General features: G+C 66.2%; 23 protein-coding genes and 1 other RNA gene. 17 read left to right on the forward strand and 7 right to left on the reverse strand.

What is annotated here, in order from left to right:
- Positions 1 to 16 precede the first annotated feature (16 nt).
- From rdgB to ACCQ13_RS15595, 6 genes are all read left to right on the forward strand, one after another.
- Complete coding sequence (rdgB, locus tag ACCQ13_RS15570) at positions 17 to 616, forward strand: RdgB/HAM1 family non-canonical purine NTP pyrophosphatase (RefSeq protein ID WP_167526934.1); 600 nt, start codon at positions 17 to 19, stop codon at positions 614 to 616.
- A gap of 15 nt (positions 617 to 631) precedes the next feature.
- Positions 632 to 1,789 (forward strand): radical SAM family heme chaperone HemW, encoded by a 1,158-nt coding sequence (gene hemW, locus ACCQ13_RS15575; RefSeq protein ID WP_104602533.1) that lies wholly within the window; start codon positions 632 to 634, stop codon positions 1,787 to 1,789.
- A 195-nt stretch (positions 1,790 to 1,984) separates the two neighbouring features.
- Positions 1,985 to 4,402: a DUF1631 domain-containing protein gene (locus ACCQ13_RS15580; protein WP_104602534.1), complete on the forward strand. Its 2,418-nt coding sequence runs from the start codon at positions 1,985 to 1,987 to the stop codon at positions 4,400 to 4,402.
- Complete coding sequence (locus ACCQ13_RS15585) at positions 4,399 to 4,746, forward strand: PilZ domain-containing protein (RefSeq protein WP_104602535.1); 348 nt, start codon at positions 4,399 to 4,401, stop codon at positions 4,744 to 4,746. Before ACCQ13_RS15580 ends, ACCQ13_RS15585 begins: the two co-directional genes overlap by 4 nt.
- A gap of 61 nt (positions 4,747 to 4,807) precedes the next feature.
- Positions 4,808 to 6,133, forward strand: a complete 1,326-nt coding sequence (gene pepQ / locus ACCQ13_RS15590) for a Xaa-Pro dipeptidase (protein WP_104602536.1) — start codon at positions 4,808 to 4,810, stop codon at positions 6,131 to 6,133.
- Between the two features lie 28 nt (positions 6,134 to 6,161).
- Positions 6,162 to 6,560: an XVIPCD domain-containing protein gene (locus ACCQ13_RS15595; RefSeq protein ID WP_159407521.1), complete on the forward strand. Its 399-nt coding sequence runs from the start codon at positions 6,162 to 6,164 to the stop codon at positions 6,558 to 6,560.
- 185 nt (positions 6,561 to 6,745) lie between these two features.
- On the opposite strand, the gene ACCQ13_RS15600 is transcribed toward ACCQ13_RS15595, so the two are convergent.
- Both ACCQ13_RS15600 and ACCQ13_RS15605 read right to left on the reverse strand, forming a co-directional pair.
- Positions 6,746 to 8,077 carry an aminopeptidase P N-terminal domain-containing protein gene (locus tag ACCQ13_RS15600; protein ID WP_104602538.1) on the reverse strand — a complete coding sequence of 444 codons (1,332 nt, stop codon included), beginning with the start codon at positions 8,075 to 8,077 and terminating at the stop codon, positions 6,746 to 6,748.
- Positions 8,078 to 8,090: 13 nt separating this feature from the next.
- Positions 8,091 to 8,633, reverse strand: coding sequence for a YecA/YgfB family protein (locus ACCQ13_RS15605; RefSeq protein WP_104602539.1), 543 nt, complete (start codon positions 8,631 to 8,633; stop codon positions 8,091 to 8,093).
- Positions 8,634 to 8,870: 237 nt separating this feature from the next.
- On the opposite strand from ACCQ13_RS15605, the gene ACCQ13_RS15610 reads away from it, so the two are divergent.
- The 8 genes from ACCQ13_RS15610 to ACCQ13_RS15645 all read left to right on the forward strand — a co-directional run bounded on the left by ACCQ13_RS15610 (position 8,871) and on the right by ACCQ13_RS15645 (position 13,080).
- Positions 8,871 to 9,092, forward strand: coding sequence for a TIGR02449 family protein (locus ACCQ13_RS15610; protein ID WP_104602606.1), 222 nt, complete (start codon positions 8,871 to 8,873; stop codon positions 9,090 to 9,092).
- On the forward strand, positions 9,089 to 9,388 hold the full coding sequence (locus ACCQ13_RS15615; protein WP_104602540.1) for a cell division protein ZapA: 300 nt from the start codon (positions 9,089 to 9,091) through the stop codon (positions 9,386 to 9,388). The genes ACCQ13_RS15610 and ACCQ13_RS15615 overlap by 4 nt, the downstream gene beginning before the upstream one ends.
- 96 nt (positions 9,389 to 9,484) lie before the next feature.
- A non-coding RNA gene (ssrS, locus tag ACCQ13_RS15620) (6S RNA) lies at positions 9,485 to 9,668 on the forward strand.
- A 128-nt stretch (positions 9,669 to 9,796) separates the two neighbouring features.
- Positions 9,797 to 10,387, forward strand: a complete 591-nt coding sequence (locus ACCQ13_RS15625; RefSeq protein ID WP_372372302.1) for a 5-formyltetrahydrofolate cyclo-ligase — start codon at positions 9,797 to 9,799, stop codon at positions 10,385 to 10,387.
- A complete protein-coding gene (locus tag ACCQ13_RS15630) occupies positions 10,384 to 10,854 on the forward strand; it encodes an EVE domain-containing protein (protein WP_104602541.1) in 471 nt (156 codons plus the stop codon). Before ACCQ13_RS15625 ends, ACCQ13_RS15630 begins: the two co-directional genes overlap by 4 nt.
- A gap of 53 nt (positions 10,855 to 10,907) precedes the next feature.
- Positions 10,908 to 11,555, forward strand: a complete 648-nt coding sequence (rpiA, locus tag ACCQ13_RS15635) for a ribose-5-phosphate isomerase RpiA (RefSeq protein ID WP_104602542.1) — start codon at positions 10,908 to 10,910, stop codon at positions 11,553 to 11,555.
- 156 nt (positions 11,556 to 11,711) lie between these two features.
- Positions 11,712 to 12,158 (forward strand): DUF192 domain-containing protein, encoded by a 447-nt coding sequence (locus tag ACCQ13_RS15640; RefSeq protein ID WP_104602543.1) that lies wholly within the window; start codon positions 11,712 to 11,714, stop codon positions 12,156 to 12,158.
- Between the two features lie 40 nt (positions 12,159 to 12,198).
- Positions 12,199 to 13,080, forward strand: coding sequence for a SirB1 family protein (locus ACCQ13_RS15645; RefSeq protein ID WP_104602544.1), 882 nt, complete (start codon positions 12,199 to 12,201; stop codon positions 13,078 to 13,080).
- Between the two features lie 88 nt (positions 13,081 to 13,168).
- On the opposite strand, the gene ACCQ13_RS15650 is transcribed toward ACCQ13_RS15645, so the two are convergent.
- Positions 13,169 to 13,408, reverse strand: coding sequence for a rubredoxin (locus tag ACCQ13_RS15650; protein WP_104602545.1), 240 nt, complete (start codon positions 13,406 to 13,408; stop codon positions 13,169 to 13,171).
- 23 nt (positions 13,409 to 13,431) lie between these two features.
- Between ACCQ13_RS15650 and thiE the strand changes: the two genes are divergently transcribed.
- Complete coding sequence (thiE, locus tag ACCQ13_RS15655) at positions 13,432 to 14,070, forward strand: thiamine phosphate synthase (protein WP_104602546.1); 639 nt, start codon at positions 13,432 to 13,434, stop codon at positions 14,068 to 14,070.
- Positions 14,071 to 14,510: 440 nt separating this feature from the next.
- Here the strand turns inward: thiE and ACCQ13_RS15660 are convergent, their stop codons facing one another.
- The gene (locus tag ACCQ13_RS15660; RefSeq protein ID WP_167526935.1) at positions 14,511 to 17,678 is read right to left on the reverse strand and encodes an outer membrane beta-barrel protein; all 3,168 of its coding nucleotides are present in this window, start codon (positions 17,676 to 17,678) and stop codon (positions 14,511 to 14,513) included.
- Between the two features lie 294 nt (positions 17,679 to 17,972).
- Between ACCQ13_RS15660 and hemL the strand changes: the two genes are divergently transcribed.
- Entirely contained in the window at positions 17,973 to 19,262 is a 1,290-nt protein-coding gene (gene hemL, locus ACCQ13_RS15665) for a glutamate-1-semialdehyde 2,1-aminomutase (RefSeq protein ID WP_159407522.1), read from the forward strand.
- Between the two features lie 22 nt (positions 19,263 to 19,284).
- Positions 19,285 to 19,887 carry an HAD-IA family hydrolase gene (locus tag ACCQ13_RS15670; protein ID WP_159407523.1) on the forward strand — a complete coding sequence of 201 codons (603 nt, stop codon included), beginning with the start codon at positions 19,285 to 19,287 and terminating at the stop codon, positions 19,885 to 19,887.
- A gap of 120 nt (positions 19,888 to 20,007) precedes the next feature.
- Here ACCQ13_RS15670 and ACCQ13_RS15675 read toward each other — a convergent pair whose 3' ends face one another.
- The 3 genes from ACCQ13_RS15675 to ACCQ13_RS15685 all read right to left on the reverse strand — a co-directional run bounded on the left by ACCQ13_RS15675 (position 20,008) and on the right by ACCQ13_RS15685 (position 24,290).
- Entirely contained in the window at positions 20,008 to 21,234 is a 1,227-nt protein-coding gene (locus ACCQ13_RS15675; RefSeq protein ID WP_159407524.1) for an acetylornithine transaminase, read from the reverse strand.
- Between the two features lie 258 nt (positions 21,235 to 21,492).
- Positions 21,493 to 22,299: an SDR family oxidoreductase gene (locus ACCQ13_RS15680; protein WP_159407525.1), complete on the reverse strand. Its 807-nt coding sequence runs from the start codon at positions 22,297 to 22,299 to the stop codon at positions 21,493 to 21,495.
- Between the two features lie 251 nt (positions 22,300 to 22,550).
- A complete protein-coding gene (locus ACCQ13_RS15685) occupies positions 22,551 to 24,290 on the reverse strand; it encodes a type IV secretory system conjugative DNA transfer family protein (protein WP_159407526.1) in 1,740 nt (579 codons plus the stop codon).
- Between the last annotated feature and the right edge of the window lie 30 nt (positions 24,291 to 24,320).

Consider the following 24,320-nt stretch of genomic DNA (forward strand, 5'->3'; position numbering starts at 1 on the left):
TGCTGGAGGCCAGGCAATGAAACAACTGGTATTGGCCAGCGGCAACGCCGGCAAGCTGGAAGAACTGCGCGCCATGCTGGCCGGCCTGCCGCTGCAGATCGTGGCGCAGGGCGCGCTGGGCGTGGAGGATGTGCCGGAAACCGGCCTGACCTTCGTCGAGAACGCCTTGATCAAGGCGCGCCACGCCAGTGCGGTGACCGGCCTGCCGGCACTGGCCGACGACTCGGGCCTGATCGTGGATGCATTGGGCGGCGCGCCCGGCCTCTACAGCGCGCGCTATGCCGGCAGCCCCACCAACGCACACGCCAACAACGCCAAGTTGCTCGAGGCGATGCGCGAGCTGCCGGCCGAGCGCCGCAGCGCGCGTTTCTATGCGGTGATCGTGCTGCTGCGCCACCCGGAAGATCCGCAACCGCTGATCGCCGAAGGCAGCTGGGAAGGCGTCATCACCACCGCGCCGCGCGGCGATGGTGGCTTTGGCTACAACCCGGTGTTCCTGGACCCGGTGCATGGCCTGACCGCCGCAGAAATGGACAGCGACCTGAAGAACCGCCTGAGCCATCGCGCAGTGGCGCTGGCCACGCTGCAGCACAAGCTGCATGCACTGGCGCTGTGACCGACACATGGTGTCATGCCTGACCTGATCCCGCCCCCGCTCTCGCTCTATGTGCACCTGCCCTGGTGCGTGCGCAAATGTCCGTATTGCGATTTCAATTCGCATGCGGCCAAGGGCGCGTTGCCGTTCGACGATTATGTCGATGCACTGATCCGCGATCTGGATGCGGATCTGCCGCTGGTCTGGGGCCGGGTGGTACATTCGGTGTTCTTCGGCGGCGGCACGCCCAGCCTGTTTCCACCCGCAGCGATCGACCGTTTCCTGCAGGCGGCCGCGGCGCGGCTGCGGTTTGCGCCGCGTCTGGAAATCACCCTGGAAACCAACCCGGGCACCGCCGAACATGGCCGTTTCGAGCACTACCGCGCAGCGGGCGTGAACCGGCTGAGCTTCGGCGTGCAGAGCTTCGACGATGTGGCGCTGCAACGGCTGGGGCGCATCCACGACAGCGGCGAGGCCGAGCGTGCGATCAAGCTGGCGCAGGATGCCGGCTACGACAATGTCAACATCGACCTGATGTACGCCCTGCCAGAGCAGACGCTGGCCCAGGCCGAGCACGATCTGGAGCGCGCCTTCGCGCTGCAGCCCACGCATCTGTCGCATTACCAGCTCACGCTGGAACCGAACACGGTGTTCTTCGCGCGGCCGCCCAAGGGTATTCCCGACGACGATGCGGCCTGGGATATCCAGGAACATTGCCAACGCCTGCTGGCCGACGCCGGCTATGCGCAGTACGAAGTCAGCGCGTATGCCAAGCCTGGGCGGCAGTGCGCGCACAACCTCAACTACTGGCGCTTTGGCGACTACCTGGGCATCGGCGCCGGTGCGCACGGCAAGATCAGCTCGGGCGCGCAGCAGCAGGTGTTGCGCCGCTGGAAACACAAGCATCCGCAAAGCTATCTGGCCAGCGCCGGCACTGAGGCGTCGATCGGCGGCGACGACAGCGTGCCACGCGAACGATTGCCGTTCGAGTACATGCTCAACCTGCTGCGGCTGCATGAAGGCTTCCGGCTGGGCGACTTCGAAGCCTGTACCGGGCTGCCGGCAGCGGCCATCGCCGCACCACTGGCGCAGGCGGTGGCACAAGGTTGGCTGGTCGAGCACGACGGGCGCGTGCTGCCTACCGAACTGGGCCGCCGTTTCACCAACGACGTGGTGGAGCTGTTCCTGGACTGAGCGCGGCCTACCGATACCTACCACCGACCGCACCTGTCCGGCAAACGGCCAGCCGCCGCTGCACGCGGGCACCGGTTCGCGCTCTGCAATCGCCACTGTCTTCGCTCCCGCATGCAGCCAAGGCACAGCTGTTCGCTGAGCAAGCGGAAAACATGCTACATAGCTCACGCTTCGAACCGCGCCTGCCTCCCCCGAATGCCCATGCCCGCCTTTTCCCAGCCACCCACGCTCCTTGGCCCGATTGCCGATGCGCCCGTCTCCGCGCGCGGCCGACGTCTGCTCGGCATGCTGCAGGCGCACTGCGTGCAGGCGCTGGGCGGGCCGCTGCGGCTGACCATCGTCGAGCTGGAACGCGAGCTGCTGCACCAGGCCGAGCATGCGCGCAGCAGTCAGCTGCAGGCCGATGCCTATGCGCAGACGCGTGGGTTGCGCGAGCATCTGGACCAGTTCCCGCAGCGCTTCCTGCACGCATTGGCGCAGGATCTGGCCAACTTGCAGGAGCGTCCGGCACTGTTGCCGCCACCGGACGCAGCGGCGTTCCCACCCATGCTCAGCCTGGTGGAAGAGAGCGACATCGACCGCGACATCGTGCTCGGCGAGATCGCCCGGCGCGAAACCTCGCGACGCGCCGACGCGCTGCAATTGCTGTCGCAGCGGCTGGCCGTGATCGGCGCGGTGCCGGAGTTCGAACTGGAAGCCGTGCCGCTGGGTCCATATGCGCTATGCCGGATCGTGCGCGACTGTGGCCTGGCCCTGGGGCTTAACCAGGATGGGCAGATCACCCTGTACAAGGTCTTCGTGCGCCAACTGATGGAGCGGCTGGGCGATCTGCTCGAACGCGCCAATGCCACGCTCGAACACGAGGGCATTCTGCCGGGGCTGATCTACCATCCCTACCTGGTCAAACCGACCCAGGTCCGGACCCGGCGCACAGCGCCGTCGGCTACAGATGCTCCCGCGCACAGCGGCGTGGGCAGCGCCGCACGTACAGCGCATCCGGCCACGGCCCGGAATGCAGCGTCCACCCCGCCGACCGCCTGGCAAAGCGCACTGCTCGACCCGCCTGACGGCACGGCCCTCGCGCCTGCCACGGCCGGGGCTGCTGTCGCTGCTGCCGACGTGCAGCCCGGCGCGCCCGTGCTCAGCGGTGCCGTGCATGCACTCGGCGGCCTGCTGTCGTCGGCTCGCCACGCGCAGGCATCGCGCCACGCGGCCCACGCCGGCGCGCCGGGCAGCCTGGTGCAGGCCGCCGCTGCGCACCCGGTCGCATCGGCCACCGAGGCCGAAGCGCTCGCCGTGCCCGCCGCCGCGCTTGGCGAAGCACTGGCCAGCCTGCAACAGGCGCTGCACGCTCCTGCGGCGGCGGCTGTGCCGGCAACCGGCATCGACACGCTGCAGCGCCAGGTCATCGACCTGTTGCGCGCCCAGCATGGCCCGGATGCGGCGCTCTCTTCGCAAGACAACGACACCTTCGATCTGCTGGGCTTGCTCTATGCGCAGATGCAGCGCGAAGTGCACGAGCGCGCGCCGGCGCGGGCCCTGCTAGCCAAATTGCAGGTGCCCGCGCTGCGCGCTGCGCTGGCCGACGCGCATTTCTTCGTCCGCGACCAGCACCCGATGCGCGAGTTGCTCAACAGCGTTGCCGAGTCCGGCGCCGCGTGGCTGAGCGAAGACGAGACCGACCCGCAGTTGCTGCACAAGCTGGGCAGCGTGGTCGACAGCGTGGTCGTCAATTACCAGGGCGACGAGGCGGTGTTTGCCGCGGCCAACGACGACATCCAGGCGCATCTACGCGCACACGGCCGCAAGGCCGAGGTCGCCGAGCGCCGGCATGTGGATGCCGCACGCGGCAAGGAACGCCTGGAATTGGCCAAGCAACAGGCCCAGGCACGCATCGAGGAACTGTGCGAACGCAGCGCACCGCCGCGCTTCGTGCAGTCGTTGCTGCGCCAGGCATGGTCCGACGTGCTCACGCTCACCCTGCTGCGCCAGGGCGGGCCGTCGCCCGAATGGGACGAACGCCAGGCCTTGACCGCGCGCATTGCCGAGGTCACCTGCCGCAGCAAGGGTGAGCCCATCGACACCGCGCTCGCCACTGATGTGGAAACCGCGCTGCTGCAGGTCGGCTATCACCACGATGAAGCGGCCGCGATCGCGCGGCGCCTGGCCACGCCCGGTGGCGAAGACGACCTCACCTCGCGCACCGAACTGGCCGCCAGACTCAAGGCGCGTGCGCGGCTGGGCGACCAGGGCGACGATGCGCAACGCAAACCGGCAGCCGCCCCGCGCACGGCGGCCGAAGAGGACTGCTACGCCCGGCTGCGCAGCCTGCCGTTCGGCACCTGGTTCGAATTCACCCTCAATCAGCAAGGCGACCTGCGACGGCAGCGCTTGTCCTGGTACAGCCCGATGACCGACCACGCGCTGTTCGTCAATCAACGCGGACAGAAACTGGGCGACTACTCGCTCGACGCCCTGGCACGGCTGATGGCCAGCGGCCAGGCACGGCTGCTGGTGGAAGACAAATCGCGGCTGATCGACCGCGCCTGGCATGCCACCGTGCGCACCCTGCGCAGCCTGGCCGGCCACTCCTCCGCAGAGGCGTCCCCATGATGCAGGACACCCGCCGCGCCCCCCGTCGCCAGCCCAGCGACCTGGTGCCGGTCATCGACATGCTCAGCGAGGCGCAGATCGGCCGCGTCGGCAACGTCTCCGAAACCGGCATGCTGCTGTTGGCCTCGGCTCCGCTGCGCGACGATGCGCTGTACCAGCTGCGTTTCAGCCTGCCCGAGCGCAGTGGCCGCAGCACCGAGATCGATGTCGGCGTGCATCTGCTGTGGACCGACGCGGCGCACGCGCCGGGGCAGGCCTGGGCCGGCTTCCGCTTCCTGAGCCTGTCCGAACCGCACCGCCTGCGCCTGCGCGCCTGGATTGCCGAAGAACACCTGGTCGGCTGACCCCTTCACCGGGTTTGCGGCAAAATCGCGCCCTGCCTTTGCATTGCCGATCGAGTCCCGCATGCCCCAGCCTTCCCTCAGCCACCTGTATTCCGACCACCTGCGCACGCTCAGCACGCGCGCCGACCAGGCGCTGCAGCGCGGCGGCTTCGATCACCTGGTGGTGCCCAGCGGCAACCTGCACTACCAGGTGTTCGACGACCGCGACTACCCGTACGCGGTGAACCCGCAATTCAAGGCCTGGGTGCCGCTGACGCGGGTGCCCAACAGCTGGCTGGTCTATACCCCGGGCCAGCGCCCGACGGTAATCTTCCATCAACCCTTCGACTACTGGCACGTGGTGCCCGATGCGCCGAACGGTTGGTGGGTGGAGTACTGCGACATCCACATCATCCGCACGCCCGAGGAGGCCCTGAAACTGCTGCCCGCGCGCAGCGAACGCTGCGCCATCCTGGGCGAGGCAAACAGCGCGCTCGGTGCCTACGTGCCGAACAACCCGCCGCCGGTGCTGGATGACCTGGAGTACCAGCGCGCCTTCAAGACGCCCTACGAACTGGCGCTGATGCGTATCGCCCAGCAACTGGCGGTGCGCGGCCATCGCGCCGCCGAAGCGGCGTTCCGCGCCGGCCAGAGCGAATTCGGCATCCATATGGCGTACTGCGCCGCAGTAGGCCAGGACGCCAACGAGCTGCCGTACGGCAACATCATCGCGCTCAACGAACATGCCGCGGTGCTGCACTACACCGAGCTGGGCCAGCAGCCGCCGCAACCGCTGCGCAGCTTCCTGATCGATGCCGGCGCCTCGGCCTACGGCTATGCCAGCGACATCACCCGCACCTACGCCGCCGACACCGGCAGCGAGTTCCAGGCGCTGATCGAGGCGGTGGACGCCGCGCAGGTGCGCATGGGCCAGAGCGTGCGTGCCGGCGTGGACTACAAACAGCTGCATGTGGACGCGCACCTGGCGCTGATGGGCATCCTCAAGGAGTTCGGCATCCTCACCGTCTCGCCCGAGGCGGCACTGGCCACCGGCGTCAGCGCCGCGTTCTTCCCGCATGGCCTGGGCCACCTGATCGGCCTGCAGGTGCACGATGTGGCCGGCTTTGCCGCCAGCGACCGCGGCGGCCGCATCGAGAGGCCGGCAGGGCATCCGTATCTGCGCCTGACCCGCGTGCTGGAACCGGGCATGGTGGTGACCATCGAGCCGGGCGTGTACTTCATCGACATGCTGCTGGAGGAGGTCAAGCGCAACGGCCACGCCGCCAGCATCGACTGGCAGCGCGTGGAGCACTTCAAGCCCTATGGCGGCATCCGCATCGAAGACGAAGTCGTCTGCACCGACGAGGCGCCGGAAAACCTGACGCGCCCGGTATTCGACGTACCATGACCCGTCCTGTCCCGCACGGAGCATTCCCATGAACGACCCCCGTCAGGCCTCGCATCCCGACCACGCGATGTACCAGCAGATCGAACGCGGCGTGCATGCCATCGACTCCGCGCACGGCCGCACACCCGACCAGGCCAGCGCGCGGCTCACTGCCGCGCTGTTGCCGCTGGCCAAGGAAAACGGCCTGTCGCGCGTGGACCACGTCCTGATGAGCCAGGCCTATGGCAACGGCGTGCACAACGGCGAGAACGTGTTCGTGGTGGAGGGCGACCCCACCCATCACGCCCACCTGCGCGCGCGCATGAACACCGAGCAGGCACTGAACACACCGGAAGAGCAGTCGTTCGAACGTGCGCGCCAGCTCGCCGGCCCCGCCGAGCAGGTGCCGCAGCCCGAGCGCACGCAGACGCCCCAGCTCGATCAGTAGATCGCGTCGGCGGCACTGGCTGGTGACGCAGGCTGGCGCACGCTGTGGCCTTGCCGATAACGCTTCATCGTGCGCCAGCGCGCTCCTACGCGTGAATGTGGTGCGCGGCGCGGGCATGGCAGGCGTGGGCACGCACGGTACGATCACCCGCTGGTCGGTGCCCGTACAGCGCGTAGGCGGCGGCCTCAGGCCTGCGCGCCTGCCATGTCTGCCTCGATCTCCTCGGCGCTGCGTGCCAGTGCATCGGTCAACACGCGATGCCCATCGGCAGTCACCAGCACATTGTCTTCGGTGCGGATGCCGATCCCGCGCCACTTGGCCTCCACCGAGGTGTCGTCAGCGGACACATAGAGCCCCGGCTCGATGGTGAATACCATGCCGGGCTCGAGCAGGCGCGACTCGCCGGCCAGCTTGTAGTCGCCAACATCGTGCACGTCCAGGCCCAGCCAGTGACCGGTCTTATGCCGATAAAAACGCTTGTAATGGCCTTCGGCGATGTTGCGCTCCAGCTTGCCCTTGAGCAGGCCCAGGCGCAGCAGGCCTTCGGTCAGGGTCTCCACTGCCGTCAGATGCCCGGCTTCGTAGGCCACACCGGGGCGCGCCTGGGCCAGCGCAGCGGCCTGCGCGGCACCGACCAGATCGTGCAGTGCACGCTGGGCCGGGGTGAAGCGGCCATTGATCGGAAAGGTGCGGGTGATGTCGGCGGCGTAGCCGCGGTACTCGGCGCCGGCGTCGATCAGCACCAGCTCGCCGGCGCGGCAGCGCGCCGCATTGGCGCGGTAATGCAGCACGCAGGCATTGCTGCCGGTGCCGACGATGCTGCCGTACGCCGGCCACGCATCGGCGGCGCGGAATTCGCGCTCCACCTCGGCCTGCAACGCGTATTCGTGCACGCCCGGGCGTGCCAGCCGCATCGCCGCACGATGCGCACGCACGCTGATGTCGGCCGCCTGCTGCATCAACGCAATCTCGTCGCGCGACTTGAACAGGCGCTGCTCGTGCAGCAGATGGCCCAGCTCCAGGAACTCGTGCGGCGGCTGCGCGCCGTGGCGTACCTGCTCGCGCACGCGCTTGAGCCAGCCGATCAGCTTGAGGTCGAAATCGACGTCGCGCCCGAAGTGGTAGTACACCCGGCTGCGGCCTTCCAGCAGGCCCGGCAGGATCTCGTCCACATCGTCGATGGGATAGGCATCGTCCATGCCATAGTGCTCCACCGCGCCTTCCTGGCCTTCGCGCGGGCCGTCCCAGGCTTCGCGCTCGGCATCGCGCTCGCGGCAGAACAGGATCGCCTCGCCATGTTTGCGGCCAGGCACCAGCACCAACACTGCTTCGGGTTCGGGAAACCCGCTCAGATACCAGAAGTCCGAATCCTGCCGGTACGGGTAATGCGTGTCATGGCTGCGCACACGCTCGGGCGCGGCCGGCAGGATCAGGATGGCGTGCTCGCCGGCCATCTGCATCAGTTGCTTGCGCCGGCGCGCGTATTCGGCCGCGCCGATCCCGGTGAGCTTTTTCATGTCGGTGCGACGATCAGTTCAGACGTTGGCGGAAACGCGGCCCCATCACGCAGTCGCCATGCAGCAACAGCACCGCCACGCGCACGAATTCCTCGATCTCGGCCAGCGCGGCATCGTCTTCCTCGCCGGCATCGAAATCCTCGCTGGAGGCCTGCGCCAACCGCGCCAGATCCTGCAACGCTTCCTCGCCTTCCTCGGTCAGCGCCGGGTGCTGCTGCGCGGCCAGCCCGAACCCACCCAGAAATGCACGGCACCAGTCGAACAAGGCATCCGTGCGCGCCGACAGCGGGGCGCCGTCCTCCACCAGCAGCAGCTCGAACGCAAAGTCGCGGTCTTCCAGCTGCATGACCGTGGCCTGGCGCAGCTGATCCAGCGCGCCGCCCTGTTTGGGCGCCATCTGGGAGGGTTCGGCCAGGATGCGCGCCAGCCAGTCGGCGCCATCGGCGCCGCCACCGGACAGCCACCCGCACAGCCCGCCATGCAATTCCGCCGCAGACGACGCCAGCGCAAGCTGGCGGCTTTCGGTTTGCACAGCGGTCACGTCAGGCAGATCCATCGAGTCATCCAGGCTAAGAGCAGAAAGGTGCCCGCACGCTGGCGGGCAAGCTGACGTTCCAGTGTACCAAGGCGGCCTCCGCTCGACCTCTTGCTTGAGGTTCCATGCAGCGTTCCACGCATGTCGTGCGTGTCGCTGCCGCTGGCTGCAGGCCTTGGCAGGCTTGACCTTGCGCGGCGCAACCGCCCGTCCAGCGAGCGCTTGACCGCTGCGCGCACGCCCCCCTATCGTGGGCACATGGACAATGCCGCTGCCCTCGCCCAGATCCGCGCACTTGCCGCCCGCGTGGAGGCGCTGGTCGAGCGTGCTCAACGGCTGAGCGACGAAAACCGCAGCCTGCGCCACCAGCAGGAACAACTGATCGGCGAACGCGCGCAATTGCTGACCAAGAACGAGCAGGCACGCTCGCGCGTGGAAGCGATGATCGCGCGCCTGAAGTCACTGGAGCAGCACACGTGAGCAACAACGAACCGGTCAGCGTGCGTATTCTGGATCGTGAATACACGGTGGGCGTGACGGCGGAAGAGCGCGAGAGCCTCACCGCAGCGGCACGCCTGCTGGATCTGCGCATGCGTGAGATCCGCGGCAGCAATCGCATGGCTGCCGTCGATCGCGTCGCCGTGCTGGCTGCACTGAATCTGGCGCACGAATTGCAACAGGTGCGAGAGCAGCAGACACGCTACGAGCGTGAACTGGCCACCACGCTGGACACCTTGAATCGCCGGTTGGACAGCGTCGCCGACACGCCGCGTTGAGGCGTACGTCGCACTGCCGTCGCAAAGATGAACTTTTGAACGCGCGCGCCGACGAATGGGCTAGCCATCGCGCCGCAGAGGTCTATACTTCACCTGCGTTCTCTGCTGTAAACGACAGCGTGCAAAACATTCGCCTTGTCCCTTAATGACGACCATGGGGGCGCGACGAAGCCGGGTGTGCAAGTCCGCCTTGTAGCGGGAAGCCCGATGGCCTCACAACGTTCCCACTTGAACCCCGGGTTCAAGGTCGTTTCGCCCGCATCGTCACGGCGGAGAATGCAAATCTGAAACGACGCCTCCGGGCGTCGTTTCTTTTTGCGTCTCTGTCGCCAAACCCACGACAATCGCCCCGTGTCGCTGCAACCGCGCAGCAACCACATTGCTCCCTCCCTTCGTCACGAGCGTCCGATGACCGACGACAGAAACGCATTGCGTCAACGGCTGCGCGCCCAGCGCCGTGCGCTGCCGGCAGCGCAGCGGCTGGCGGCGGCCGATACCTTGTGCGAACGTCTGCTGGCGCTGCCATTCGCACCGCAGACCGGTGCGGTGGCCGGGTACTGGGCAATGGATGGCGAAATCGCGCTGCACCGCTGGCAACTCGGTTTGCCGGCCGGCGTGCGCTACTGCCTGCCCTTGCTGGACGGGCGGGTGCTGCGCTTTGCGCCGTGGCGCCCCGGCCAGGGGCTGACCAGTAATCGCTACGGCATTCCGGAACCGGACGTAGACCGCGCCGACACCCTGGCACCGGAGGACATGGCCCTGGTGATCGCCCCGCTGACCGGCTTCGATGCGGCGTGCCGGCGGCTGGGCATGGGAGGCGGCTGGTATGATCGCAGCTTCGCGTTCCGGCATCGCCAGGCGCCGCCGCCGTGGCTGGTCGGTGTCGGCTTCGCCGCACAACAGGTGCCTGCCCTGCCGACCGAACCCTGGGACGTGGCGGTGGACGCCATCTGCACCGAACACGCCACCTTCCTGAAAGACGACGCCGTTTCCGTATGACTGCCCGCACGCGCTACTGGTTGATGAAGTCCGAGCCGGACACCTTTTCCATCGATGATCTGGAGCGCGTCGGCACCGAGCCGTGGAACGGCGTGCGCAATTACCAGGCGCGCAATTTCATGCGCGACGGCATGCGGGCGGGCGATGGCGTGCTGTTCTACCACTCCAACTGCAAGGTGCCTGGCATCGTCGGCATCGCCAAGGTGGCCAGCGCGGCGTACCCGGACGACACCCAATTCGACCCGAAATCCGACTACCACGACCCCAAGTCCAGCCGCGAAGATCCGCGCTGGATGCTGGTGGACGTGGCATTCGAGCGCAAACTCCAGCGCACCATCGCGCTGGACGAGATCAAGCAGCACGCCGACGCGCTGGGCGAAGGCTTTGCGTTGATTGCGCGCGGCAACCGCCTGTCGATCCTGCCGGTGACTGCCGCGCAATGGAAGCTGTTGCTGGCGATGGAATAGCCGCGACCAGCCGCCTTTGCGATTCCCGATTCCCCAATCCCGAGCTCTTACCCATGTCCGAAGCAAAACGCCTGGCCGCCGAGAAAGCGATCGATTACGTGGAAGACGGCATGATCGTCGGTGTGGGTACCGGCTCGACGGTGGCCTATTTCATCGATGCACTGGGCCGCATCGGCCAGCGCATCAAGGGCGCGGTGTCCAGCTCCGAACAAAGCACCGCACGGCTGCGCCAGCATGGCATCGAGTTGCTGGACCTCAACCACACCGGCAACCTGTCGCTGTATGTGGATGGCGCCGATGAGTGCGATCCGAACCGTTGCCTCATCAAGGGCGGCGGCGCCGCGTTGACGCGCGAGAAGATCATTGCCGAGGCCAGCGAGCGCTTCATCTGCATCATCGATCCGAGCAAGCAGGTGCCGGTGCTGGGCCGCTTCCCGCTGCCGGTGGAGGTGATCCCGATGGCGCGCAGCCTGGTGGCCCGCCAGATCCTGGCGTTGACCGGCGGCCAGCCGGTGTGGCGCGACGGCGTGGTCACCGACAACGGCAACGTGGTGCTGGACGTGCACAACCTGCAGATCACCGATCCGGTGGCACTGGAGCGCAGCTTGAACCAGATCCCCGGCGTGGTCTGCGTCGGCCTGTTTGCGCGCCGCCCGGCCGATGTGGTGATCGTCGGAGGCGAACCGCCGCGCGTGCTCTGACGCACGACGACTGCAACGCGCGTTCTCAAGCTCCCCGCAAGCGCGCCGACTCCCCCCCGTCACCGAGCCTGCCTTGTGCCGGATGCGCGCCAGCGGCTTGACGCGCATCGACGCATGGCAGATGGTGCGCCATTGCTCGCCTCGTCGGTCTGCCCCATGCACCTTGTCCGCTTCCTCGCCCTTGCCTGCCTGATCCTGCTCGGTGGCTGCGCCAGCCGCGGCCCATGGGTGGAGCTGGCCGGCACGCGCTACCGGGTGGAAGTGGCGCAGAACGACGCCGACCGCACCCAGGGCCTGATGTTCCGCGATGCCATGGACGAGGACCGCGGCATGCTGTTCATCCACGACCGCCAGGAACCGCTGGCGTACTGGATGAAGAACACCAAGATCGCGCTGGACATCCTGTATTTCGACAACCAGCGCCGCCTGGTGTCGCAGCAGCGCGACGTGCCGCCCTGCTCTGGCGGCGATGCCTGCCCGCCCTACCCCAGCAAGGGGCCGGCGCGCTACGTGCTGGAACTCAATGCCGGCCAGGCCGCCCGGCTCAACCTCCAGGACGGCAGCGAGCTTGTTTTCAGCCCGGACATTCCCAAGCTGAAGTGATTCACAGCGATGCGGTGTCGCCTGTCAGGAAGTACCGGACTTGAACCCCATGCCGCTTGCCGACACTCTTGGCAGCATGGTCGACATGCTCCCACTTCCCCACTGGACCGCGCTCGCCAGCCTGGATGACGAGGCGGTGCCGCTGATGTCCACCGCGCTGCTGATCGCGCGCGACGAGTATCCGCAGCTGGACGCCGGGTTGTACGACACGCTGGTGCAGAGCCATGTCGAACACCTACGCCGCGAAGTGGACGCGATCGACCTGTGGCCATTGAAGATGGCGGCGATCAACCGCTACCTGTTCGATGAATTGGGGTATTCGGGCAATCACGACGAGTACTACGACCCGCGCAACAGCTATCTCAACCAGGTGTTCGAGCGCCGCCTGGGCAACCCCATCTCGCTGGCGATGGTGCAGATCGAAGTGGCGCGGCGCCTGGGGATCCCGCTGGCAGGTGTGTCGTTTCCCGGACATTTCCTGGTGCGCCTGCCGGTGGACGACGGCGTGCTGGTCATGGACCCGTTCAACGGCGGTCGCCCGCTGGGCGTGGACGAGCTACGCGAGCGCGCCCGCCCGCACCTGGGCGGCGAGATCCCCGACGACCGTGCGCTGGCGCAGATCCTCGACCCGGCACCGCACCGCACGATCCTGATCCGCATCCTGCGCAACCTGCACGGCGTCTACGCCGACGCCGAGCACTGGGACCGGGCCGCGCGCAGCGCCGACCGCATCCTGAAGCTGGTTCCGGACCAACCCGAGGCACTACGTGACCGCGGCATGGCCTACCTGCACCTGGGCCATCGCTCCGGTGCACGCCACGATCTGTCCCGTTACGTGCTGCTCAATCCGAGCGCACAGGATGCAGGCAATCTGCACGAGCACCTGGTCGAGTTGAACAGCCAGCGCACGCACGCGCACTGACCCCCTGTACGCGTCACGCGATCCGCTTGGCCACCGCAGTATGGCCCTGCTACCCGTGATCGATACCCCATCCGGGCAGACAAGCGCTTTAATCGATCTCCACCATCTCGAAATCGTCCTTGGTGACGCCGCAGTCCGGGCAGGTCCAGGTGTCGGGCACGTCCTGCCAGCGGGTGCCTGGCGCGATGCCTTCTTCGGGAATGCCGTCGGCCTCGTGGTAGAGAAATCCGCAGACGACGCACATCCAGGTGCGGTAGATGGTGGTGGATGCGTCACTCATTGGATAATCGCGGTCACGTAACGGTGGGGCTGCATTGTCCCACTCCACTCACCGCTTTCGGAAGCGCTGCCATGCCCAACCGCCTTGACGCCCGCGGCGTGTACCTGATTACCCCCGATGAGCCCAACACCCACCGTTTGCTCCTGCGCACCGCACCTTTGTTGTCATCCATCACCTGGCTGCAATACCGCAACAAGCAGGCTGATGCGGCCTTGCGGCTGCGCCAGGCCGGCGCCCTGCGCGAGGCCTGCGCGGCACATGGCGTGCCCTTGATCGTCAACGACGATGCACAGCTGGCTGCGCAGATCGGCGCGCAAGGCGTGCACCTGGGCGAGGACGATGGCGACGTGGCGGCCGCGCGCGCCTTGTTGGGCGAGCAGGCGATCATCGGGGTGTCGTGCTACGACGAGATCGCGCGCGCGCGCGCCGCCGCAACTGCCGGCGCCAGCTACGTGGCGTTCGGCGCGTTCTTCCCCACCCCCACCAAGCAGACCACGCGGCGCGCCACGCCTGCGCTGTTGCAGCAGGCGGCCGAGCTAGGGCTGCCGCGGGTGGCGATCGGCGGTATCGCCGCTACACAGGTGCCCGAACTCGTCACCGCAGGCGCCGATCTGGTGGCCGTGGTCAGTGGCGTGTACGCGGCGCCGGATCCGGTCGCTGCAGTGCAGGCGTATCGGGCAGGGTTTGCGGGGGCGCGCGACAAACCCTGAAGCGCTGCAGGTTATTTATTCCAGCTCGACGCTCTGCTTCACGACAGCAAGATTTCACTCGCGGCATCGCTTGATTTCAAAAGCTGGTTGGTCGGGTGCGCGGTGCCCTCGCCGCACCAGACAGTAGGCCGGCGGTCTATTGAAGAGCGAGGCACTGTTTCGCCAGCTTGCTGATTGCTTGTTGAAAGCCTTGCACACCGACCATCTCGACTGGTCCTTGCCCGCCTACCGTCGCGGGACCTTACGCGGCATGGATGCCGCGTAAGAGCCTACAGGGACGTACTTGCGGCGTGTCCTGCGATGGTGGGCGGGCAAGGGCCCTGCAACCAAGTGGCAGACCTGCAGCGTTGCAGCGCCGATGTAACCATCACCTCCCAGAAAAAAAGCAGCGCCGCGCGCCACCACGCGTCGCTGCCGGGACCGACTTATCGGCTACGCGGTCAGAAGTCGTAGCTCAACGTCACCCGGCCAGAGCGCGGCGCCTGATAGGCCACGACCTGGTTCCACAACGGATTGGTGGTGTTGTCGGGCAGCTGCGAGAACGGGTAGATATTGGTCGCGGTCTGCTCGTTGGTGATGTTGAACACGTCCAGGCGCAGCGCCAGCTTGCCGTCGGCGAAGGCTGGCTTGTAGGTCACGCCCAGGTCGAGCTGGGCGATCCAGCCCAGCCGCCCCTGCGAGCCCGGAGGCGATGTCACGCCGGTGCCGGTTTCCGGGTTGTAGCAGTAGTGATACGGGCCACCGGTGATCGCACTGCCACCATAGCCGGCCGGATCGCGGCCGCTGTACTCGGTGCCGTAGTAATTGCCCAGGCAGTTACGCGGCGCACCGGAGATCAGGCTGTAGTTGGCCGACGCACCCCATTGCGGGTTGAACTGGTAGAAGCCGAACAACTTGAGCTGATGACGGTGATCGTTGGATTGATCGCCGTTGAAATGTTCCATCAACGCCGGGTGGTCCCAGCTCTGCGTGGTCGACACCGAGGCCTGGCCCTGGTAGCTGCCCAGCGCGCCGCCGGTGCGCCACAGGTCCGAACGCACCTGGCCTTCGGTCGTACCGTAGCTGTGCGACCACACGTAGTTGACCTTGGCATACCACTGGCCGTCAAACGGGCGCTCCAGATTGAATTCCACGGCCGAGTAATTGCGCTTGAGCTTCGGAAAGCCCGACGCCTCGCGGGTCACCGATACCTCGTGGAACTGGCCATCGGTGCCAATCACGCCCCAGGTGTTGGTCTGGCCGGGATTGATCAACGCAGCGCCCGCCACCTTCGAGAAATCGATGGTCACGCCTTGCGCCGCCGCCGCGTCGATCAACGCGGTATTGGAGACATCGTAGTTCTGGTCGTCGATGCCGGCATTGAGACGACGGTGCGTGCCACGCACGCCCAGCACCCAGCCGCTGTCGAGTTGCTTGGTAACGCCGAGGATGAGTTCGTCCTGGTTCTCGCCTTCGATGTCCTTGGCCACTGCCGTGCGCACGTCGGCAATGCGGCCGAAGCGCGAATTGGCAGAGACCGCCGAGCCCAGTTGCTGCGCCAGGATCGGCGTGCCGTCGGCATTGATGCCGCTATAGGTGGAGTAGGTGTCGGTGGTGGTGGCCGGGGTGAACAGGCTCACCGCCGACAGCGGCAGGCCGAGGTAGTAACGGCCGAGGTTACCGAATACCTTCAGGCTGGAATCGCCGTTGACGTCCCAACTGAAGCCCAGCCGCGGTGCCCAGGCGTTGTCCACCTCGATGTAGGGGTCGCCTAATGGGGTGTAGTTGGTGAATTCGTCCTTGCGCAGGCCCAGGCTGAGTAGCAGGTTGTCGGTGACCTGCCACTTGTCTTCGATGTAATAGGCGCGCTGTTTTGCCTCGTACGAATACAGGCTGGTGTTGATGTTGCGCACCACGTAGTAGCCGCTGGAGCCGTTGACCGGATCCACCAACCCCGGGCTGGGCGCGCCGATGCCGCCGGCCTCGTTGGCCGACTGGCTGACCAGCCCGCCGGTGGCCAGGCCGTTGGGGTCGTTGGTCTGTCCATAGGTCCATGCAAAGCCGGGGCCAGACAGCACCGAGCCCACGTCGATGCCTTCGGACTTCTGGTTGTCGATACCAAAGTTGAGCGTGTGATGGCCGAGGCGCCATTCCAGATTCAGGCGCTGATTGTCTTTCTTGTATTCGCGGTCGGGCGAACTGACCGAGGTCACCAGCTGGTTGCCGATGCGCGGCGTGCCGCCGGTGTAGGCCGGATTCTGCAACGCGGCGCTATTGATGACGGGCCCGCCAGCCGCATTGTAGTTGACGTCGGGCGTGGTCATCTTGCCGTACAGCGCAGTCACGGTGAGGGTGTCGCCGATGTAGCCGGTGTACTTGCCGGTGAACAGGGTCGGGCCGGTTTTCCAGCTGGATTCGTCGGTGAAATAACTGCCACGCTGGCGGTTGACATAGTCGTAGCGGTAGATCGATCCGTTGGTCTCGGCCTCGTCGCTGGCACCAGTCACCTCGATCAGGTGATTGTCGGTGATGTTCCAGTCCACCTTGGCGTACCAGCGCTTCTGGGTGTAGTCGTAGTCGGTGAGGCCGCCGGTGCGGCCGTTGTCGGTGTCGCGATTGGTGCCCACGCGCACGCCATCCGAATCCACCTGCTCGGCGGCCAGGAAGAAGAACAGCTTGTCCTGGATGATCGGCCCGCCGACATAGGCGCTATAGGTGGTCTGGTTGGCTTCGGCTTCGCTGGCCGGCTGGTACAGGCCGCCTGCCGCACGCGCGTAGCGGTAGGCGGCATTGTTGACAGTGCTGGCCTGGCTATCCGGGCGCCAATAGAGATCGCGCTGGTTGGCACGCAGGCCATTGGGTTCCCAGATGACGGCGGCGCCGAACTTCCATGCGTTGGTGCCGCGCTTGCCGATCTGGTTGATGACGCCGCCATTGGAACGGCCGAACTGCGCGCCGTAGCCGCCCGTGAAGATTTCCTGCTGGTCGATGGCGCCGTACGGCAGGGTCAGGCCGCCCAGATTATTGCTGATGGTGGTGGTGTTGAAGCCGTTGAGGTAGTACGCGTTTTCGCTGGCGGCCGAGCCACCGAAGCTGGGCAGCGAGCCGCCGAGCGGTCCGTTGTCGAAGCCGCCGCTGTTGACCACCACGCCCGGCGCCAACAGTGCGATCGCTTCGGCGGTGCGGCCCAAGGGCAGCTGCGCCAGCTGCTCGGCGGTGACCACGGTGCGGGTATCCACGCTGCTGACGTCGATGGTGGCCAGGCTGGCGGCATTGACGGTGACGCTGTCCAGGGTCTGCACGCCGCTCCCCGCGGCACTGGCGGCGAACGAGACGTCGGTATTGGCGCCAACGGTAATGGCGACGTTTTCGCGGGTTTCCACCACTGCGCCGTCGCGCTTGACCGTCACCTTGTACGTACCCAGCGGCAGGTTGCCGGCGGTGTAGCGGCCGCGCGTATCCACCGGCACTTCGCGACTGAGGCCACTGTTGTTTTCCACCACCACGCTGATGCCGCTGCCCTGCCCCACGCTGCCGACGATGCTGCCGGTGGTCGACTGCGCGTGTGCACTGCCGATCGCTACCACCAGGGCCAACGCCAGGGCACGCTTCTGGATCCTACGATTCATGCTTTTTCCTCAAGTCTGGAACTGTCGCAAGGCGACCACTGAACGGGGCCAACGGCCACCGGAATCACACTTTCTGAACATCTGCAGCGGGGCGCCAATGACCGCAGGCCATCAGCTCATGCTCAATCGTCGTGTTCGATCGCAGGCCGCCGGGGTGTGCTGCCCGCCGGCTCCGACAGGCAGACGGGCTTCTGCCGGGTAGGCGTGCGAGGCTGCAGGCCTGACAATGGCGCACGCGATGCCCACGACCGGGCATCGCTGCCCCCCATCGGTCTTCCTCAAGGATCTGCGCGCATGAACCACACCCGCTCCCACGCCCTGTTCGCCCAGGCGCAGACCCTGCTGCCCGGTGGCGTCAATTCCCCGGTGCGGGCGTTCAAGTCGGTGGGCGGCGAGCCGTTCTTCGTGGCGCGTGCCGACGGCGCGTATCTGTACGACGTGGACGACAACCGCTATATCGACTACGTGGGTTCGTGGGGCCCGATGATCGCCGGCCACAATCACCCGGCGGTACGCGAGGCGGTGGAACGCGCCATCCGCGATGGGCTGTCGTTCGGCGCGCCGTGCGCGGCCGAGGTGACCATGGCCGACACCATCACCCGGCTGGTGCCTTCCTGCGAAATGGTGCGCATGGTCAACTCCGGCACCGAGGCCACGCTGTCGGCAGTGCGCCTGGCGCGCGGCGCCACCGGGCGTAACCGCATCATCAAGTTCGAAGGCTGCTATCACGGCCACGGCGACTCGTTCCTGGTCAAGGCCGGCAGCGGCATGCTGACCCTGGGCGTGCCCACCTCGCCGGGCGTGCCGGCCGGCCTGAGCGAGCTGACCGCCACGCTCAGCTTCAACGACTTCGAAGGCGCTACCGCGTTGTTCGACGAGATCGGCGCCGAGGTGGCTGCGGTCATCATCGAACCGGTGGTGGGCAACGCCAACTGCATCCCGCCGCTGGCCGGCTACCTGCAGCATCTGCGCACGCTGTGCACGCGCCACGGTGCGCTGTTGATCTTCGACGAGGTGATGACCGGTTTCCGCGTCGCATTGGGTGGGGCGCAGGCGCTGTACGGGGTGACGCCGGACCTGACCACCTTTGGCAAGATCATCGGCGGCGGCATGCCGGTGGGCGCCTACGGCGGCCGTCGCGAGCTGATGGAACAGATCGCCCCGGCCGGGCCGATCTACCAGGCAGGCACCTTGTCAGGCAATCCGGTGGCCATGGCCGCAGGCCTGGCGATGCTGGAACTGGTGCAGGCACCGGGCTTCCACGACCGCTTGAGCGAGGCCACCCGTGCGCTGTGCGAAGGCCTGGAAGATGCCGCACATGCGGCCGGCATTGCCGTCACCACCAACCAGGTGGGTGGCATGTTCGGGCTGTTCTTCACCGACGAGATCGTGGAAAGCTATGCCCAGGCCACAGCCTGCGACAGCACCCGCTTCAACCGCTTTTTCCACGCAATGCTGCAGCGGGGCGTGTACCTGGCGCCGTCGGCGTACGAAGCCGGCTTCATGTCCAGCGCACACGACCAGGCAGTGATCGAGGCCACGCTTGCCGCCGCACGCGAGGCCTTTGCGGAGGTGGCGCGCTGAGAGCGGCCAAGAGGACGTGGCGATGTCCTTGCTCCTGCTCGATTTCGATGGCGTGCTGGCCAGCTATTCGCGCCCACGCCGTGTGGCAGCACTCGCCAGTGCAGCCGGCTGTGCCCAGCAACGCGTGCAGCAGGTGCTGTTCGAACAGGGGCTGGAGCGCGCCTACGATGCTGGCACGCTCGACACGCCGACCTACCTGAGCCAACTCGGCGACGGCCTGGGGCATCGGATCGATCGGGCCACCTGGATCGATGCGCGCGTGGCCGCCTGCCGCGTAGACGCCGCAGTCGTGGCGCAGGTACTGTCGGTCTCGGCGACAACGCCCGTGGCAGTGCTGACCAACAACGGCCCGTTGATGGCTGACGCGATCGCGAAGATCGTGCCATCGCTGTTTCCGCTGCTGCAGGGACGCGTGCTGTGCAGCGGCGCACTGGGCGGGCGCAAACCGGATGTCCAGGTGTACCACCGCGCGCTTGCCGCCCTCGATGCGACCGCAGCAGACACCTTGTTTCTCGACGATCTGTTCGTCAACGTGCGCGGCGCGCGCGCCGCCGGCCTACATGCCGACACGGTGCGCGATGCGCGGGCAGTGCGGCGGGTATTGAAGCGCTATGGGTTGGGATGAGGCAGTGGTGCATCAGACGTGCTGGCCCCGCTGCCATCGGGAGAGGGGTTGCGGGTGAGGGTACGCGGTTGCAACGCAAGCAACCGCAACCACGGCAATCCTCCCCGCCATGGCAACCGCTCACCGCTGCGCGGCGTACTCGGCAATGGCCAGGCGCAGGCGCTGCAGCCCATCGGCCAGCTCGGCGTCGGTGAGGTTGAGCGCCGGCACGAAACGCAGCACATCCGGCCCGGCCTGCAGCAGCAATAATCCATGCCCGGCGGCCAGGTCCAGGATCGCACCGGCCTGGCCGGCATGCGCCGCCGCCAGCACCGCGCCCAGCATCAGGCCGCGCCCGCGGATCTGCGCGAACACACCGAACTCGGCATTCAAGGCCTCCAACCCCGCGCGCAACGCGGCCGATTGACGCTCCACATTGGCCGCGATTTCCGGCGAGGCCAGCTTGCGCAAGGCCACCCGCGCCACCGCAGCGGCCAGCGGATTGCCGCCGAAGGTGGTGCCGTGCGCACCGAACTGCATGGTCTGCGCCACCTTCGGGCCAGCCAGCATCGCACCGATCGGGAAACCGCCGCCCAGCGCCTTGGCCAGGGTCACGATGTCCGGCGTTACCGGCTCCTGCCAATGCGCGAACAGACTGCCGGTGCGGCCCATGCCGCACTGGATCTCGTCCAGTACCAGCAAGGCATCATGCTGGTCGCACAGCGCGCGTGCGCGGGCCAGGAAGCCTGGCGCTGCCGGCATCACCCCGCCCTCGCCCTGGATCGGCTCCACCATCACTGCCGCCACATCGCCTGCCGCCATTGCCGCTTCCAGCGCCGGCACATCGTTGAAATCCACATAGCGAAATCCGCCCGGCAGCGGCTCGTAGCCTTCCTGGTACTTCGGCTGCGCGGTGGCGGTGACCGAGGCCAGCGTGCGGCCGTGGAAACTGCCGCGAAAGGTCACGATCACGCGCCGCTCCGGCGGGCGACCCTGGTCGCTGGCCCACTTGCGCACCAGCTTGATCGCCGCCTCGTTGGCCTCGGTACCCGAGTTGCACAGGAACACCTTGTCGGCAAAGCGCGAGGCCTGGACCAGTTCTTCGGCCAGCCGCAGCGGTGGCGCGCTGTAGAAGATATTGCTGGTGTGCCACAGCTTGCCGGCTTGTTCGGTGAGCGCGGCTACCAGGTCCGGATCGTTGTGGCCCAGCCCGCTGACCGCGATACCCGAGGACAGATCCAGATACTCGCGCCCGGCCTCGTCCCACACCCGGCTGCCCTGGCCGCGCTCCAGCACCACCTGGCGCGGGCGATACACCGGCAGGTAGTAGTGCGCCAGTGACAGGGGCGAATCGGCAGCGGTGTGCATGGGGATCGGTCGCGGAAGCGGAAGGGGAACCTGCATTCTCGCGCATTCGCACGCCTGCGGCACACTGCGCACATGCGCCCTCTTTCCGATCCCCAGCTCACGCCCGCTGGCGGCGCTCGACAGCGGCTGAGGCAAACCCACGCAGGTCGCACGCAGCCGGCAGCTCCAACTGCGGCGATACCCATCACACACGCCACCAGCGGTGCGCTCTACCGCGCCACGGCGATCGAGCCGCACATTCACAAGCAGGCGCCGCACTCAGTCCAGAAACAGATCCGGCAGCAGATCATGCGCCGGATCCACCGCATACCCGCGCAGATCGGTGATGCCGGCCTGCGCCAGCACCTGTTCGTCGATCAGGAACTGCCCGTGGAAGCCGGCCGCCTCGCGCGTGAGCGCCGCATCGGCCACGATCTCCGGCCGGCGGCAGGCAGCCGCCTCCACGCCGGGCAGCATGTTGATCGCATCGGTGGCGATCACCGTGCGCGGCCATAGCGCATTGACCGCCACGCCTTGCGGGCCGAATTCGGCGGCCAGCCCCAGCGTCACCAGGCTCATGCCCATCTTGGCCAGCGTGTAGCCGGTATGCGCGCCCCACCACGCCGGATTCAACGAGGGCGGCGGGGCCAGGCTGAGGATGTGCGGATTGGGCGCCTGCAACAGGTGTGGCAGGCACGCTTGCGCGCACACAAAACTGCCGCGCGCATTGACCTGCTGCATCAGGTCGAAGCGCTTCATCGGCGTGTCCAGCGTGCCGCGTAGCCAGATCGCGCTGGCGTTGTTGACCAGGATATCGATCCCGCCAAACGCTCCCACGGTGGCGGCCACAGCGGCATGTACCTGCGCTTCGTCGCGGATGTCGCATTTGAGCGCCAGCGCCTGCCCACCCGCCGCACGCACCGCATCGGCGGCGCTATGGATGGTACCAGGCAGTTTTGGATTGGCCACCGCCGACTTGGCCGCGATCGCCACATTGGCCCCATCGCGCGCCGCCCGCAGCGCGATTGCCAATCCGATCCCGCGCGAGGCACCGGTGATGAAGAGGGTTTTGCCATTTAGCGTCATGGGATTGGGGAGTCGGGATTGGGGAGTCGGGATTGGGGATTGGGGATTGGGGATTGGGGAGTCGGGATTGGGGATTGGGGATTGGGGATTGGGGATTCGTAAGAGCTTATTCCTTCGTTCCTTACACCGACCAGCCCACCGCTCAAGCCATCTACTGTGACCAATCCCTAATCCCGAATGACCAATCCCGGTCATTCATCGCCAACCCCATCCCGCGCGAGGCTCCGGTGATGAAGAACGGGTGGATTCACTCACGACGTGCAGGGTACCTGCTCCGGCCCAGGCGCAGGCACTGCCACCGGGTCCATGATGCGACTTTTCAATACGCTGTCCTTGAAGAACCAGTTCTTTTCGCAGCGGATCGGCTTGCTGCCTTCAAAGAACAGCAACTCATCATCACCAGGCAGCTCCTTGATTTCCTGCGGCAGCATCAGTGCACGGCGTTCTTCGGTATAGCTGTAGGACACGTTGCTTGCGCCACCGCCGCTGCTGGTCGAGCGGTGCTGCCTGCGGATGGTTGCATAGCCCAGCATGTCGCTGTAGGCATTGGCATCTTCCTGCTCGCGCGGGGTGAAGACGATGCTGGCGGCATGGTTGGTGATGAAGTTTTGTGCGTCGTCGGCGCCATAGGTGGCACGCAACTGCGATTGACTCTGGATGATGCACAAATCGCGCACGCCGTAGCTAGCCGAGATCGAGATGCGCTTGGCCCAGACATCGACCCGACCCATGGCGGTGAATTCATCCATGAGCATCAGCATCTGATACTTGAGGGCAGGATCTTCGTTGAGCTGCTTATCGAGATTATTTCCGATGACGGAGCTGAAGAAGATATTCAACAGCTTGCTGCTTTCATCCAGTTTCTGGGTGGGGATGATGACGTAGACGGTGGTGAGCCGTTTGCGGATCGCAGTGACGTCGATGTCGGTGGCATTGGTGGCGGCCGCCAGGATCGGGCTCAAGAACTGCTGCAACGGGGCCTGCATGGTGGCCATGACCGAGAAGAAGGTCTGTTCGGCCAACCCTGCGAGCGCGCTGAAGGTGGAGCGGGTCTGCGGGCTGAGGTAACTCACCTGCGTATCTGCAAGCAGGCCTTTCAACAGGTCTGCGGTGCTCTGGCCAGCGTCGCCGCCTGCAGACAAGCGCAGCAACCGCTCCAGGCTAGGAGACAGCAGGCTTTGATTGCGATCGTCCACGCCCGCAAAGCCCTGGCTGCGCAAGTGATCGCGTTTTTCGAACATGAAACAGGCGAACGCCACAAACGCGGCGCGCGACTGCGTGATCCAGAAGCTGTCCTTGCCAGGTTCATCCGGATACAGAATTGCCGCCATGGTCTGTATGGACGCGATGCGCTCACGCGGATCGTCCGGCACCAAGGTGAGTGGATTGAAGCGATGGGTCTTTCCATCGATTGCATACGGCGCCCAGACATAGATCTGTTGACCTTGCGATGCCCTGTATCCACTGGTGGCCTTGAATAATTCGCCCTTCAAATCGAGGACCACCATCGACTGTTGGTAGGTCAGCAGGACAGGGATCGCAATCGAGGTGGTCTTGCCCGAACGTGTGGGCGCCACCACGATGACATGCAGTGCGCCGTTGATGTAGATGTAGCGACCGTTGAGCTTGCCCACCAGGATGCTTTCCGGCTTGTTCTCGAGCATGCCAGCTTTCTTCAAGTCGGCGACACTGGCAAAACTCGCCTCTCCGTGCAGGGATTGTTTCCTGGTCCTGAGCATCGGGATCAGCAGCAGCCCCCAGCCCAACAGCGGCAACCCGAAGCCAAGAGCGCCGCTTGCCTTGACGCGCAGAACGTAGGGCTTGACTTGCGGTAGATCGAGCGCTTTCCAGTACTCCAGGTAGGTGGTCGCCTTCAATGGCACCTGCACGTTCAACAGCAGCAGGGTGATGAAACCCGACAGGTATACCCCGGCGACCAGTGCAAGGATCAACACGACCACGACTACGGCTACCTTCGCCTTGCTACTCATGCATCCATCTCCGGGGTTCATTGCATTCAG

Source organism: Xanthomonas sp. NCPPB 1638, assembly GCF_041475635.2.
Classification (GTDB): domain Bacteria; phylum Pseudomonadota; class Gammaproteobacteria; order Xanthomonadales; family Xanthomonadaceae; genus Xanthomonas; species Xanthomonas cucurbitae.

What these genes read in the sequence shown, in the direction of transcription:
- rdgB (WP_167526934.1), top strand. Translation starts at nt 17, where the DNA reads ATGAAACAACTGGTATTGGCCAGCGGCAACGCCGGCAAGCTGGAAGAA.
- hemW (WP_104602533.1), top strand. Translation starts at nt 632, where the DNA reads ATGCCTGACCTGATCCCGCCCCCGCTCTCGCTCTATGTGCACCTGCCC.
- ACCQ13_RS15580 (WP_104602534.1), top strand. Translation starts at nt 1,985, where the DNA reads ATGCCCATGCCCGCCTTTTCCCAGCCACCCACGCTCCTTGGCCCGATT.
- ACCQ13_RS15585 (WP_104602535.1), top strand. Translation starts at nt 4,399, where the DNA reads ATGATGCAGGACACCCGCCGCGCCCCCCGTCGCCAGCCCAGCGACCTG.
- pepQ (WP_104602536.1), top strand. Translation starts at nt 4,808, where the DNA reads ATGCCCCAGCCTTCCCTCAGCCACCTGTATTCCGACCACCTGCGCACG.
- ACCQ13_RS15595 (WP_159407521.1), top strand. Translation starts at nt 6,162, where the DNA reads ATGAACGACCCCCGTCAGGCCTCGCATCCCGACCACGCGATGTACCAG.
- ACCQ13_RS15600 (WP_104602538.1), bottom strand. Translation starts at nt 8,077, where the DNA reads ATGAAAAAGCTCACCGGGATCGGCGCGGCCGAATACGCGCGCCGGCGC.
- ACCQ13_RS15605 (WP_104602539.1), bottom strand. Translation starts at nt 8,633, where the DNA reads ATGGATCTGCCTGACGTGACCGCTGTGCAAACCGAAAGCCGCCAGCTT.
- ACCQ13_RS15610 (WP_104602606.1), top strand. Translation starts at nt 8,871, where the DNA reads ATGGACAATGCCGCTGCCCTCGCCCAGATCCGCGCACTTGCCGCCCGC.
- ACCQ13_RS15625 (WP_372372302.1), top strand. Translation starts at nt 9,797, where the DNA reads ATGACCGACGACAGAAACGCATTGCGTCAACGGCTGCGCGCCCAGCGC.
- ACCQ13_RS15630 (WP_104602541.1), top strand. Translation starts at nt 10,384, where the DNA reads ATGACTGCCCGCACGCGCTACTGGTTGATGAAGTCCGAGCCGGACACC.
- rpiA (WP_104602542.1), top strand. Translation starts at nt 10,908, where the DNA reads ATGTCCGAAGCAAAACGCCTGGCCGCCGAGAAAGCGATCGATTACGTG.
- ACCQ13_RS15640 (WP_104602543.1), top strand. Translation starts at nt 11,712, where the DNA reads ATGCACCTTGTCCGCTTCCTCGCCCTTGCCTGCCTGATCCTGCTCGGT.
- thiE (WP_104602546.1), top strand. Translation starts at nt 13,432, where the DNA reads ATGCCCAACCGCCTTGACGCCCGCGGCGTGTACCTGATTACCCCCGAT.
- ACCQ13_RS15660 (WP_167526935.1), bottom strand. Translation starts at nt 17,678, where the DNA reads ATGAATCGTAGGATCCAGAAGCGTGCCCTGGCGTTGGCCCTGGTGGTA.
- hemL (WP_159407522.1), top strand. Translation starts at nt 17,973, where the DNA reads ATGAACCACACCCGCTCCCACGCCCTGTTCGCCCAGGCGCAGACCCTG.
- ACCQ13_RS15670 (WP_159407523.1), top strand. Translation starts at nt 19,285, where the DNA reads ATGTCCTTGCTCCTGCTCGATTTCGATGGCGTGCTGGCCAGCTATTCG.
- ACCQ13_RS15675 (WP_159407524.1), bottom strand. Translation starts at nt 21,234, where the DNA reads ATGCACACCGCTGCCGATTCGCCCCTGTCACTGGCGCACTACTACCTG.
- ACCQ13_RS15680 (WP_159407525.1), bottom strand. Translation starts at nt 22,299, where the DNA reads ATGACGCTAAATGGCAAAACCCTCTTCATCACCGGTGCCTCGCGCGGG.
- ACCQ13_RS15685 (WP_159407526.1), bottom strand. Translation starts at nt 24,290, where the DNA reads ATGAGTAGCAAGGCGAAGGTAGCCGTAGTCGTGGTCGTGTTGATCCTT.